A 14,145-nucleotide genomic window follows, 5' to 3' on the forward strand; every position below is an offset into this window, starting at 1 on the left:
CATCAAAAAGGAGGAACAATGGATGACAATCACGACTATTTCAGAAACGACCCTGCTGCTGCATACGTTAACTGCAGAATTTGGCGAAGAGAAAATCGGACCGCTTTTAAAAACGAGTGAACGCTGGACAGTGAAGCATCCAGAAGCGGGCTTTGCCGACTGGTCAAAAGCGATGACGCTTGAAGCGCTCAGCTTTATGGATGAAGAAGAGCCTTATTGGACATTTGTGGCGGCGAGAATGTATTTAGCACAAACCTATCAAAGTATTGCCGAAAAAAGAGGCCTGACAGCGGATCGTGTCTACAGCCAGTTTGCCTTTCATATTCAGCGCGAGACAGAAAAAGGACTGTATGACCGTGCGTTGATCGACGCGTATACGGAAGATGAACTAAACGAAATCGGCCGGCTGATTGAACCGGAACGGGATCAATTATTTACATACATTGGGCTGAAAATGCTGATCGACCGCTATGTGGTCCGGGATTTTGACAAAACAGCGGTGGAGCTGCCGCAGGAGCGCTGGCTCGTGATTGCGATGACACTCATGAAGAATGAAAAGGAAAACCGGCTGGCGAAAATTGCGGAATCCTACTGGGCGATGAGCCAATTGTATATGACAGTTGCAACACCGACGCTGTCGAATGCCGGAAAACCATATGGACAGCTGTCGAGCTGCTTTATCGACACGGTAGACGACAGCCTGCAGGGCATTTACGACAGCAATACTGACGTGGCGACATTGTCGAAATACGGCGGCGGAATCGGCGTATATATGGGGAAAGTGCGCAGCCGTGGCTCGTCTATTCGCGGATTCAAAGGGGCATCAAGCGGTGTCATGCCGTGGATCAAGCAGCTGAACAATACAGCGGTCAGTGTAGACCAGCTTGGCCAGCGTCAGGGAGCTGTTGCCGTGTACTTGGATGTTTGGCACAAAGACGTGTTTTCCTTCCTGGATTTAAAGTTGAATAATGGCGACGAGCGCCTTCGCGCACATGACATCTTTACGGGCGTTTGCCTGCCGGACCTTTTCATGGAGCAGGTGGAGGCGCGCGGCGAGTGGCATTTATTTGATCCGCATGAGGTACGTACGGTGATGGGCTTTTCGCTCGAGGACTACTATGATGAACGCCGCGGCAGTGGAACATTCCGCAGAAAGTACGAGCAGTGTGTCGCAAATGAGCAGTTGTCACGTGAAACGGTTCAGGCGATCGATATTATGAAGCGAATTATGCGCTCCCAGCTGGAAACCGGTGTGCCGTTTATGTTTTACCGGGATGAAGTGAATCGGAGTAATCCGAACAAGCATGAAGGAATGATTTATTCTAGTAACTTGTGTACCGAAATTTTCCAAAATATGAGTCCGACAAAATTTGAATCAATCCAGATGGAAGACGACGTGATCGTGACGCGCAAAAAACCGGGCGACTTTGTTGTGTGCAACCTGTCCTCGATTAATCTCGGCAAAGCGGTGCCGGCAGACGTTTTGGACCGTCTGATCCGCATCCAGGTGCGCATGCTCGATAACGTGATTGACTTGAATATGATTCCGGTTCCTCAAGCGGAACGGACGAACAGCCGGTACCGTGGCATCGGGCTTGGCACATTCGGCTGGCATCATCTGCTGGCACTGAAAAACATCCGCTGGGAAGCCGATGAAGCGGTGGAATACGCAGATGCGCTTTATGAAAAAATTGCTTATTTGACGATTCAGGCCTCCATGGAGCTCGCCAAAGAAAAAGGGGAATATCCACTGTTCGACGGATCGGACTGGGATTCCGGCGCTTATTTTAACAAGCGCGGCTACGAGGGCGCGAAGTGGGATGAACTGCGGGAAAACGTGCAAAAGAATGGCATGCGAAACGGCTACTTAATGGCGGTGGCACCGAATTCTTCCACATCCATTATTGCCGGCAGTACCGCAAGCATCGATCCGATTTTCCAAAAAAGCTATTCCGAAGAAAAGAAGGATTACAAAATTCCAGTCACCGTTCCAGACTTAAATGCTGACACAACGTGGTACTACAAATCAGCATACTTTATCGACCAGCAATGGACATTAAAGCAAAACGCCGCACGCCAGCGCCACATTGACCAGGGCGTTTCACTGAATCTGTACGTCCAAAATACGATAAAGGCAAAAGAACTGCTTGATTTGCATATAGCGGCCTGGAATCAAGGATTGAAAACGACGTATTATGTACGTTCCACATCCGTCGAGCTGCTCGAATGCGAATCGTGCTCCAGCTAAAAAAAGACACGAACATGCTTTCGTTTTGAAGGAAGATGTGCTATTCTATAAATAGAACGCACCTTCGTATTATCGTGATAGAATGAACGAAATCCAAATTCACACAAAGCGAGGTGAGCAGCCTTCCGCAATGGAAGGCTGACTAAATTGACAGAAATAAAGAAAAGAGTATTGATGGACAAGGAAGCGCCGAACCGTTCAACCGCGATCGTAAACGGCCGATCCTCAAATGTACTGAACTGGGATGACGTGAAATTTGACTGGGCGTATCCTAAATACAAGCGGATGCTAGGGAACTTCTGGACTCCGTTCCTGTTTTGAGCGGAGTATAAACTCTTTGAATTCAGGGGAACTCCTAACGTACAGGCGAGGACAATCCTGAGCGAAGCTTAATCAAAGGAGATTGGGTGCTATGGAAGAACAGTGGAAAGTTCTGAAATATAATCCGAATTATGTAGTAAGCAACTTAGGGAGAGTAAGAAATAATAAAAGTGGACGTATTTTAAGTAATCGCCCAGACAATAAGGGATATTGCCGCATTAGCATTAATGTTGATGGAAAATATAAAGATTTCAAGATACATCGTTTAGTTGCAGAAAATTTTATCCTTAATGACAAACCCCATGAAAAAACAGAAATAAATCACATAGATGGGGTTAAAAGTAATAATTCATTCCTAAATCTCGAATGGATTACGCCCTCCCAAAATATGAAGCACGCTTTTAAGTCGGGGTTACACAGTCATGTAGGGGAGAAAAATTCCAATCTAACACTAAGTGATGAATCGGTATTGAAAATCTGGTCTTCTGATCTCACCCCAAAACAAGTTGCTGAGAAATATAACATTTCGTATGGTTATGCTACACGCCTTGTTAAGAAACAGGTGAGGCGTTATCTCCTTGAAAGTGATTAAGAACGTCCAACGACTATCCTGAGAAGGAGTACACTCAAGTGAGTGGAAGCGGAGAGCCTCTGTAAAGAGTGATGATATAGTCTGCTCTCATAGGAAACTATGAGCAGTCGATCTAATCGGCGGGCAGGAAGTAACGACTCCTGTTGAACATATGGTTGAAATTAGTATGAGCAATGATGTAAAGCAGTTTCCGAGCTTATCAGAAAATGAGAAAGAAGCTTTTTTAAAAACAATCGGTTTGCTGGCTCTTCTCGACAGCATTCAAACCGACTACGCAGGAAAAGTCGCCGATTATTTAACCGACTCCAGTCTGCAGGCGCTGATGATCATCCTGGCGCAGCAGGAGGTCATTCATAATCACAGCTACTCATATGTGTTGTCGAGTCTTGTCTCAAAGGATGAGCAGGACCGGGTGTTTGATTACTGGCGGAGTGAGCCGGTGCTTGAGAAGCGGAACGAGTTTGTGTTAAAAGGCTACAAGTCGTTTGCTGAGCAGCCGACTGTCGAAAATATGCTGGATTCGATCGTGTATGATGTTATTTTAGAAGGCTTATTCTTTTATTCAGGTTTTGCCTTTTTCTATCACCTGGCGCGCCATCAAAAAATGGTCGCTTCTAGCACAATGATAAATTATATAAACCGTTGAATGAAGTGAGCGGTTTTAAAACCCTTTGAATTGCTGGGAACCCCTAAAGCCTTGCGTACCGAAGTGTAACAATCAAAAGGATAGAACAATGGGCAATCAGCACCCAAGCTACCTCATGGCGAGAGGTAGAAGGGTCAACGACTATCGAAAGCACGCCAGATGGCGGAAGCGAGTAGAGTACACTCAAGCGAGTGGAAGCGGAGGGCATGGGCAACCATGGTGATATAGTCTGTTCTCATATGAAAGTGTGAGCTGCTTCACGCGGGCTGAGTTTAGCGAACTTAGCTGAACAGTAAGGACGAACAGCTTCACGTCGATTTATTTGTGAAAATATACCAGGAACTGTTAAACGAATATCCCGAGTTTAACACACCGGATCGTGCTCAAAAGGTGCAGGCCATTTTTATGGAAGCCGCAGAGCTTGAAGTCGAATGGGCACGTGACATTATCGGTGATAAAATCGATGGTCTCGATGTGGAGGATTTAGAGGCGTATATTTATTTTTACACGAATGTTCGCTGTCAGCAGCTTGGCTACGAGAAGCCGTATCCGGATTACCGAAAAAATCCGTTGAAGTGGATTAAAGCGTATGAAGATGTTGACCTCGGCAAAACGGACTTTTTTGAGCAGCGGTCGCGCCAGTATGTAAAGGTGAATGTGCAGGATAATGGGTTTGATGAATTGTAAAGGACGAAGGACTGGGTGAACAAGCTCAGTCTTTTTTCTTTACATCATTTTTACATCATATTCATATTTTCCCTACATTCCTTCGTTAAACTGGCACAAGATGTTCATTTTGAGGAGGAATCACTGTACATGCAACGAAAGCCTTTTTATTCCCTTGTGTTAGCGAGCAGCTTATCGGTATCTTCATTGATTGTCCCGGCGCCTCTTGCTTTAGCGGAAGACGCGACTTCAGCGCAAGCGGTTACAGCACCGCCTATTATGATTACAGAACTTTTGCCGAACAGCGACAATGTCGACAAGTCAGATGGATTTGAATTTATTGAGCTGTATAACAATAGCAGCCAGCCTTTTAGCTTAAAAGATTACAAGCTTGTATACGGATATCCAGATGGGAAGACCGCCGACTGGACATTTAAAGAAGACAAAGAAATTGCTCCAGGGGAAACGATGGTCGTCTGGGTGAAAAATGCGGCCAATGCTTCTATGACAAGAGATGATTTTAATACAGCATTCAATCTTGCATTAGGAGAAACCCAGTTTACATACATAGAGTCCGATGGTATGGCGAATACGGCAGAACGAAGCATGTCAGTGGCGGATACAGCAGGCAATCTTTTAACGACAGCGTCTTACACACCGGACGATGTGGAACTAAACAATGGCATTCAGTATAAAGCAGGCACAGATGGGAAAACAATGGAGGTTTTAACCTCTTCTGAACCGGCCACTCCGGGTACATTACTGGACGGCCAAAAGCCAGAAGGACCGGTTGAAGTAGATGCAGTGCCGCCCGTTATCACGCACACGCCTGCAGAGTCCGTTGAAGCGGGAAGTGACGTGGTGGTCCGTGCATCTGTCACGGACGAAACAAAAATTGAACGGGTAAAGGTGCTTTATCAAGTGATAGAAGGCGGGGACTGGCTTGAAAAAGAAATGACGGCAGGATCAGACGGTTCATATGAAGCCGTCATTAGCGCCTCCGAGCTTGTATCCAATCAAATATCATATCGTGTTGTAGCGTTTGACGGACAAAATACAGCCGAAACAGAAACGTTCCTATTGTCTATAGAAGGATTGGATTACGACCCGCAGGCTGTTCCTGACTTGCTTGTCACGGAGCTTGTGCCAGATTCAACGAATGTCAATGGCCTGGATGGGTACGAATTTATCGAAGTCTACAACAATACCGATCAAGAAGTGAATTTAAAAGATTATACGCTTCGGTACCGGTATCCTGCTGAAGGAGCGGAAGCCGATTTAATTTGGAAAGCAGAGAAAGAAGACCTGACGCTGCCTGCCGGTGAAACGATGACGTACTGGATTGTAAATGCAGGGAATCAAGATAAAACGGTCGCTGATTTCAATGCCAACTACGGAACGGATTTGCAGGAAAATGTGAATATCGTCAAAGTTCACTCAGACGGCATGGCGAACGGAAGCTCTCGTGGAGTAGCCATTTCGACCAACACCGGTGTAGATCTTTCAGCTGCGTATTATTTCGACCAGCCGAATGTGGATGATACAAATGCGAACAAAGGCATTTTCTATTCATTCCCGCGTCAGCCTGGAAGTAAGGACATGCTGAAATACAGTGCGGGCAAGGAAAATGCAACACCCGGAACAGTAGATGCTGTACAGGTGCCATCCGTAAGAAAGAAAATGACCGGGGATGAACAGCCTCCAACCATTACAGATATGACTGAAACGGCTCCTGTTTCTGCCCGTCAAAATGTGACATTGACTTTTGATGGGACAGACGATCAATCGGTTAAAACGATGCGGTTATTTTACAAAACAAAGGAATCGGACGACTACACATCGGTTGATTTAATCGAAAATTACGACACGGGATTATACGCCCATACGGTTTATTCTTCCGACCTGCTGGGCAAGGAAGGGCTGCATTATTACGTGCAGGCCTCAGACGGTTCGAATGTGGTCGAAACAGATGTAAAAGAGATCCAAATTCAAAATGACACAAGTGAAAAAACAGGATTAAATGTAGAGGATGGTTCACTGTTAAGCAAAACGGCCACCATCAAATCGTATGGAACGGATTCTACACTGTCGATTGACGGTCAAGACGTCACAGCGGATACTATTCCGTCTCTGCCTTCGCAAGCGTATTTTGCGTTTGATGCGAAAAAAGTAAATTTGTATTTTAAAAATGGTGTAACGATTGGGGAAGAAACCCTTCATATTTTTGATGATACGATTAACACGTATGAAACCATTACCGTTCCGGTCGATCCTTCTCAATTTAAAATGGGCGAAGAAACGACGATGTCCATTCGTGCAGGAACAAAGGTGTCACCTTTTGATACAACTTCCGAAGAAAACCGGGATGACTTTTATGTGAAGAATGTGCGCCTGGTGCTTGAAGATGGAACGACGATTTACGACCCTGCTTTTAATGACACGGCCAAGGAAATATCGGTTGGTGACGGAGCAAGTGCAAAGCCGGTCGTTGATTTTTCATTTAACGTACCTGATGCCGCATTTACAGCAAAAGCCTTTAAATGGGATACCGAAAAAGAAGAAGACGGCGATCATGTAGTTGAATCGGGCGGCAGTCATCCGACGCGTGCAACCGTTCAAATAGACAACAGTGCACCGGTCATCCTCCCTTCCCTTCAAGAAGGGGAAGAGTATAAAGGAGAGTTTTCGATCCACGCAGAAGTAGAGGATGCATCCGATGTTGAAGCATTATCGGCAACGCTGGATGGGGAAGACATTACGCTGCCATTGGATACGTCATCTGCTGATTTATCGCCAGGCGCCCATACTGTAGAGTATACAGCTGTTGACCGCGCAGGAAACGAAGCGAAAAAATCGGTTGCCTTTACAGTGGTAGAAGAGCACCCGTACGCACCGGAGGCGATATCCCCGGCGGACGGAGAAACGAATGTGAACCCGAACAACGCAAAGCTGCAGGTGAAAGTGACGGATCCGACCAATGATACGCTCGATGTTGATTTTTACCGCGGCTATGAGTACAAGCCAGGCGACGAAGAAGTCCGTGTATTTGAACATAACGCCGAGCAGGAGCCGCCGAAAGAAATGGTGCCGGCAGGAGAAACGGCTGTTACCGATACGGAAAAAATGGCTCACTCAGATGGAGAGTACGTGGAAACGAAATCGGTGGATAAATTCCCGTATCACCGCTTTGAAGTGGCAGTGGACGAAAAAGTGGATGAAACGGATGAAATTTCCTTGCATTGGGAAGGAAAGTCCTTGATTGGCCGGAAAGTATCGATGTATGTTTGGAATTATTCAACATCGGAATGGGAACTGGAAGAATGGAAGGTCGCTCAGGATGATCAAAACTTTACACTACAGGGAGAAGTAAAAGGGCTGGACTATGTGAAGGACGGCAAGGTTCAGGTGATGGTCCAGGATGAACTGGCATCCACCCCTGAATTTGATTATTCGTTTATCTGGATGTCGGATACACAGTATTATTCAGAAAGCTACCCGCACATTTTTGACCGCATGACAGAATGGATAGCTGAGCAAAAAGAGGCAATGAATTTGAAGTACGTGTTTCATACGGGCGATCTCGTTGATGAAGCTGATCAGCCCGTTCAATGGGAGCGTGCTGATACCTTTATGAAAACACTTGATAATGCGGACATTCCATATGGAGTGTTGGCTGGAAATCATGATGTCGGCCACAAAACGGGTGATTACGTAGAATACAGCAAGCATTTTGGCGAAGCGCGATTTGCTGACAAGGACTATTATGGTGAATCTTATAAAGACAATCGCGGCCATTACGACCTTATCAGTTCAAACGGCAACGACTTTATCATGCTGTATATGGGCTGGGGTGTAAACGAGGAGGACATTGCCTGGATGAACAAGGTGCTGGCAGAGTATCCTGACCGAAAAGCAGTGATCAGCCTGCACGAATACTTGCTTGTATCCGGCAACAGAAGTCCAATTGGCGACCAGGTGTTTGAAAATGTCGTCAAGCCTAATGAAAACGTCATAGCCGTTTTATCAGGCCATTACCACGATAGTGAGACACTTATTGATGAAATTGATGATAATGGGGATGGCACCACTGACCGGAAAGTATATCAAATGCTTGCCGATTATCAAGGCGGTCCTGAAGGCGGACAAGGCTTCCTGCGTTTAATGAAGGTGAATCCTGTTGAAAACAAAATGTACTTGCAGACGTACTCTCCTTACTTGGATCAGTACAATTACTACAGCCCGGTCGACTATCCGGGAAAAGATGAATTCGCTATTGATATCGATTTAACGCCAAAGGAAAAAGTCGTGGCAACCGATTCATTTAAAGTGGACGTGTATACAGATGATCAAATCGGCTCGCAGGCAAGTGTAACAGAGGGTGAGACGGCTGAAGCTGCCTGGAAGAAGCTTTCTCGTTCCACAGAGCACGGCTGGTATGTAAAGGTGAAGGATTCATTTGGCGGGGAAGTGCAGTCTGATGTCTGGTCCTTTACAACAGGTTCGCAGGGAAGCGGCAATGGGAACGGGAACGGGGGCAATACACCAACACCGCCGCCTGTAACACCGCCAACGGGCGATTTGCCAGTCATTGATGTGACGGAAGACATGCTTGAAAAAGGGGAAGAAGCATGGGTCTTAACAGCGGATCAGTCAAGCGCCGAATGGGTACTGCCAAAAGGAATTGTAGATACAGCTGTTTCAGCAGGGAAGCCTCTTCAAGTACAGACGTCATCCGGTAGCAGTGCGCTTATCCCTGTTGATGTGCTGCTGCAAATGCAGAAAACGGGACAAGAGCAGGTTTCCATTCAGATGAACGTTTTAAAAGCGAACGAATCTTCCTTGCCACCGGGTCAAGTGTATAGTGATGTACTGGACGTGACCATTAAAGCCGGAGAAAAGGAAATTACGGCACTTGATGCACCTGTAGAATTGCGATTTAAATTAAATAAAACCATCCAAGAGAACAAAACAACTGGGGCGTTCTACAACGAAACAGTCAAGCGCTGGGAGTATGCTGGCGGATATGAGGAAGACGGCTATTGGGTCATTCCGGTTTCGCATTTGTCGATTTTTGGTGTTTTGACAGCTAATGCGGCATTTGTGGATACGAACGATCATTGGGCGAAAAAAGAGATTGAATCACTGGCGTCTAAACTCATTACGAGCGGAAAAACCGACTCAACGTTTGCGCCAGAGCAAAAGCTGACCCGGGCTGAATTTGCCGTTCTGCTCGTGCGGGCCTTGCAAATACCGCTTCAGGAATACGAAGGAACATTCGCGGACGTTCCAGCATCCAAGGAATGGTCAGCCAGACAAATAGAAGCAGCGAACCGTGCTGGGATTGTGTTTGGCAAAGAAAACGGACGATTTGATCCGGATGAGGATATTACACGCGAACAAATAGCAGCCATGATGATTCGGGCGCTTAACGCTCAGAATCCCGACTTGCTCAATGGGCTACAGGGAACAAAAACGTTTAAAGATACAAAACGAATTAACGATTATGCAAAAGAAGCCGTTTCACAAGCGGCTGAGCTAGAGTTAATTTACGGACGGTCCAATGGGAAATTCGATCCGAAAAAACCGACAACACGGGCGGAGACGGCCGTTGTGCTTTACCGTCTGCTGGACAAAATGAAGTGAAAAAAACACGCCCGAGCTTTTCGCTCGTGGCGTGTTTTAACGTGGACGGTATACTTTGGATGCTTTGCGTTTATCTAAATATTTTTTGACGATCGGGTACAAAACCGGACCGTATTTCATGCCCATTTTGATTAAATTTTTCACTCCGCCTGAAGAACGTGCCATAATTTTTTTCTCACCTTTCCGTTTCGGATGTTACTGTCAGTGTACCCGGGGCTTTGGATTATTAAACATTTGTGCGGGAAAACTGCTATAATGAGAAGCAATGAGAACTTTTGAAGGGACGTGCGTTCATGGCGCTGCAAGCAGGAACAATAATGACGCTGAATGTAAAAAACAGACAGGAATACGGCTGGTTTTTAGAGGATGAGGAAGAAGAAGCGGTATTGCTTCATAATAGTGAAGTCCGGGACGGCTTTGAACCAAACGAGCCGGTTGAAGTTTTTATATATCAGGATCACAGTGGGCGGATGGCTGCGACAATGGATCGGCCGCTTATTACACTTGGAGAATATGGCTGGGTGGAAGTGGTCGGCGAAGAAATGAAACTCGGTGTTTTCGTTAACATCGGCATTTCAAAGGATGCACTTGTATCAGAGGACGACCTTCCATATAAATTCGAGGTGCGCCCGATTGAAGGCGATAAGCTGTACTGCACATTAAAGCTGGATAAAAACGGCCGCTTGTTTGCGAAGCCGGCTACAGAAGAAACGATCTGGGAGATCGCCAAGCGGGCCAATAAAACGGATATGAACAAGGATTTCACCGGCATCGTGTACCGGACAGGCAAAGCCGGCACATGGATCATCACAGACGACATGCACCGGGCATTTTTGCACCCGAGTGAACGGGAGGACGAACCGCGCGTCGGCCAAACCGTATCAGGGCGAATTATTGATGTGCATGACGACGGCTCCGTCAATGTATCGCTGCTCGGGCGCCGGACGGAGCGCCAGAAAGATGACGCAGAAAACATTTACGAATACTTGATGATTCGCGGCGGCAAAATGCCCTACTGGGATAAAAGCCTGCCGGAAGAAATCGAAAAACGGTTCGGCATCAGCAAAGGCGCGTTTAAACGGGCGCTTGGCAAGCTGATGAAGGAAGGCAAGGCGTACCAGGAAGACGGCTGGACATACGCGGGAAAAAAAGAATAGTCCTCACAAAAGAAAAGCCATTTTCACTCAACAATTGAGCGGAAATGGCTTTTTTCATTTCATTAATCATTTGATAAATTCAGCTTTTTAATCAAGGCGAAGAATAAGCTTAAGATAATAGCGATAACAGTTGCCAGCGCCATCCCTTTCAGCTGCAGGTAGCCCCATGTGAAGGTTGCGCCGGACAATCCGATCACAAGCACAACGGTTGTTAAAATCATATTAGTCGTTTTCGAATAGTCGACCTTTGCTTCCACAAGCATACGCAGGCCGCTTGCCGCGATGATGCCGAACAGAAGAAGCGAAATGCCGCCCATGACAGCCGATGGAATAGTAGAAATAAGCGCCGCCAGTTTTCCGAAAAACGATAAAATGATGGCCATGACAGCAGCGCCGCCGATGACCCAGACCGAGTATACCTTTGACAGGGCCAGCACGCCGATATTTTCGCCGTACGTTGTATTTGGCGTAGAGCCGACAAAGCCTGAAATAACAGTGGAAATGCCGTTTCCGAATAATGAAACACCAAGACCCGGCTTTTTCATTAAATCACGGTCGACGATGTTTTGTGTCACGACAAGGTGGCCGATATGCTCGGCGATCACGACAAGAGCAGCCGGTGCAATAATGGCAATGCTCGTCCAGTTGAACTCAGGCGCATAAAACTGCGGCAGTGCGAACATTTTCGCTTCACGCACCGGTGTGAAATCCACCATGCCGAACAGGGCAGCGATCACATAACCCGCTACAATTCCGACTAAAATCGGAATGATTTTCAGAAAGCCGCGGAACATCACATTTCCGATAATGGTAATGCCGAGCGTCAGCATCGCAACGATGATGGTATTCCGGTCAGGCGTCCAGTTTTCCGAGCCATCTGAAATAATGCCCGCCATTTGAGCGGCAACAGGAACAAGCTCAAGTCCAATCACCGCGACGATGGCGCCCATCGCAGCCGGTGGGAACACGACATCAATCCAGCCGGTGCCGGCGACCTTAATGATGCCTGAGACAAGAATGAAGATGAGGCCGACCACGATAAAGCCGCCAAGCGCCTGATTGTAGCTGCCATCTGCCAGAACTAAAAAAACAGGGGATAAAAAGGCGAAGCTTGACCCTAGATACGCTGGAATCTGCCCCTTACAAAGAAAAATATACAAAAGCGTTCCGATCCCGTTCATTAATAAAATCGTAGCCGGGTTCACCCCGAATAAAACCGGAACTAAAACGGTCGAACCGAACATGGCGAATAAATGCTGTAAGCTAAGCGGAATTAATGCCGGAATCGGCGGCCGCTCATCAACCTGATAAGTACGCAAACTGTATTCCTCCTAAATGACACACAAATTGTAGTCATTATACTTCAAAAATGAGGATCTGACTATACAAAAAAAACAGAACCTTTTGAAAAGGTCCTGCTCGAGGGCTACTGCATCATGACCAGTTCTTCAAAATCCCACTGGTCAATGATGCCGTCCATGTTAACATCCTCTGTTACATCGAGTACATCAATCAAGCCATCTCCATTGATATCTTCAAGGACAGGCACGGTTTCTTCCTCCCAAAGCGGCTCTTCAATGAACGTTTCTTCTTCAGCAATAGGAGCCTCGTCATCCGGAAGGTCTTCAATGATTTCCTCTTTAGGCGGAGGCTCTAAATAAGGAATGTCTTCTTCGGGCACTTCCTCCACGTACTCTTCTAGGATAACGTCTTCCTCCACCGGTTCTTCAACAGGGACATCCTCATACCACCAATCTTCAGGGATTGTATAGTAATCATATGTTTCCTCCTCACTGTACTCACCGCCGTCAAAATAAGCATCCTCGTTCCAGTACTCTTCAAAAAACAGCTCTCCTTCCTCCGTGTAAAAAAGGGCTGTCACATCTTCTTCAGAAAGTGGATCTGTACTCCAGGCTTCAAGCATTCCAGCAACATCTTTAAAGGGAATGCTAAAGCCGATCGCCTCTTCTTCGAGCGATTTTGCGGAATTAATCGCTATCACACGTCCGGTTGATTTAGAAATGAGCGGACCGCCGCTGCTTCCGGGCGCAATAGCCGCTGATGTTTGATAAATGTTGTCGTATGAATGCGGATCAATGATAAAGCTGCGGTCTACTCCTGTGATATAGCCAAACGTAGCTGTGTTTTCAAGTGCAAGCGGACTGCCCAGTGCAATCACTTCTTCACCCACCTGTGCTTTTGCCTTTGTTTCGACCGGAAGCGGGGAACGGCCGGCCAAATCAGGCACACGGATTAAAGCCACATCGGTTTCATTGGAATAGCCGATGACGGTTCCTTCGTGTTCTTTTCCGTTTATATCTTTAACAATTAAATAAACAGTGCCTTCAACGACGTGGGCGTTCGTTACAACATCCCCACGATCATTCATTAAAAAGCCGGACCCCTGTCCATAATCCGTAAAGACCGTGAACACATTTTGCTGGGTTTCAGCAATCACATCCGTCAGTGATGCCTGCTCCTCTGACGTGATATCCGCCGGCGGTGCCACTGCTTTTTCAACAACTGATGACGTTTCCTGCTGAACAGGCTGGACTGCTTTTTGAGGAGCGTCTTCGTTGTTCAGTAAATAATAAATAATGCCGCCAAACCCAAGAGCGAAGGTGATACATAAAAAGCCAATAAGTTGAATAAATGAAAACGATTTGCCGCGCTTTCTGTCGCAGCCCGGGCAAAATCGGGAACGGCTGCCCATCTCGGTGCCGCACTTTGAGCAAAACATTTCTTCACCTCCGATTGATCTATATATCTTTCATTATATCCCAATGAACGAGTGTAGAAGAATGGTTTCTTTTCATAAAAAAAAGCTGCCTCGAAGATCGAAGGCAGCTGCAAGCTTTAAGTAAATGGAAGA

Annotated in this window: 8 protein-coding genes and 2 pseudogenes; 7 read left to right on the forward strand and 3 right to left on the reverse strand. The window is 46.6% G+C overall.

Translation table 11 applies throughout. From position 1 onward, the window contains the following. The first annotated feature begins 1 nt into the window (after window position 1). The 6 genes and pseudogenes from BW952_RS05460 to BW952_RS05480 all read left to right on the forward strand — a co-directional run bounded on the left by BW952_RS05460 (window position 2) and on the right by BW952_RS05480 (window position 10,116). The gene (locus BW952_RS05460; protein ID WP_082084626.1) at window positions 2–2,248 is read left to right on the forward strand and encodes a ribonucleoside-diphosphate reductase subunit alpha; all 2,247 of its coding nucleotides are present in this window, start codon (window positions 2–4) and stop codon (window positions 2,246–2,248) included. A gap of 147 nt (window positions 2,249–2,395) precedes the next feature. Continuing rightward, window positions 2,396–2,560 (forward strand): annotated as a pseudogene (locus BW952_RS19225) (ribonucleotide-diphosphate reductase subunit beta); the annotation flags it as partial. Between the two features lie 100 nt (window positions 2,561–2,660). Further along, window positions 2,661–3,161 (forward strand): NUMOD4 domain-containing protein, encoded by a 501-nt coding sequence (locus BW952_RS05465; RefSeq protein ID WP_052698465.1) that lies wholly within the window; start codon window positions 2,661–2,663, stop codon window positions 3,159–3,161. Window positions 3,162–3,318: 157 nt separating this feature from the next. Next, window positions 3,319–3,804, forward strand: a pseudogene (locus BW952_RS05470) (ribonucleotide-diphosphate reductase subunit beta); the annotation flags it as partial. 288 nt (window positions 3,805–4,092) lie between these two features. Then, window positions 4,093–4,494 carry a ribonucleotide-diphosphate reductase subunit beta gene (locus BW952_RS05475; protein ID WP_414735810.1) on the forward strand — a complete coding sequence of 134 codons (402 nt, stop codon included), beginning with the start codon at window positions 4,093–4,095 and terminating at the stop codon, window positions 4,492–4,494. Between the two features lie 129 nt (window positions 4,495–4,623). Then, window positions 4,624–10,116, forward strand: a complete 5,493-nt coding sequence (locus tag BW952_RS05480) for an S-layer homology domain-containing protein (protein WP_045851157.1) — start codon at window positions 4,624–4,626, stop codon at window positions 10,114–10,116. Between the two features lie 36 nt (window positions 10,117–10,152). On the opposite strand, the gene BW952_RS19650 is transcribed toward BW952_RS05480, so the two are convergent. Then, window positions 10,153–10,281: a hypothetical protein gene (locus BW952_RS19650; protein ID WP_231581404.1), complete on the reverse strand. Its 129-nt coding sequence runs from the start codon at window positions 10,279–10,281 to the stop codon at window positions 10,153–10,155. A gap of 128 nt (window positions 10,282–10,409) precedes the next feature. Between BW952_RS19650 and BW952_RS05485 the strand changes: the two genes are divergently transcribed. Continuing rightward, window positions 10,410–11,273, forward strand: coding sequence for a CvfB family protein (locus tag BW952_RS05485; RefSeq protein WP_045851158.1), 864 nt, complete (start codon window positions 10,410–10,412; stop codon window positions 11,271–11,273). 62 nt (window positions 11,274–11,335) lie between these two features. Here the strand turns inward: BW952_RS05485 and uraA are convergent, their stop codons facing one another. Both uraA and BW952_RS05495 read right to left on the reverse strand, forming a co-directional pair. After that, window positions 11,336–12,592: a uracil permease gene (uraA, locus tag BW952_RS05490; RefSeq protein WP_045851159.1), complete on the reverse strand. Its 1,257-nt coding sequence runs from the start codon at window positions 12,590–12,592 to the stop codon at window positions 11,336–11,338. A gap of 107 nt (window positions 12,593–12,699) precedes the next feature. Next, on the reverse strand, window positions 12,700–14,013 hold the full coding sequence (locus BW952_RS05495) for a trypsin-like peptidase domain-containing protein (RefSeq protein WP_052698466.1): 1,314 nt from the start codon (window positions 14,011–14,013) through the stop codon (window positions 12,700–12,702). Window positions 14,014–14,145 lie beyond the last annotated feature (132 nt).

Source organism: Domibacillus enclensis (genome assembly GCF_900156125.1).
GTDB classification, from domain to species: domain Bacteria; phylum Bacillota; class Bacilli; order Bacillales; family Domibacillaceae; genus Domibacillus; species Domibacillus enclensis.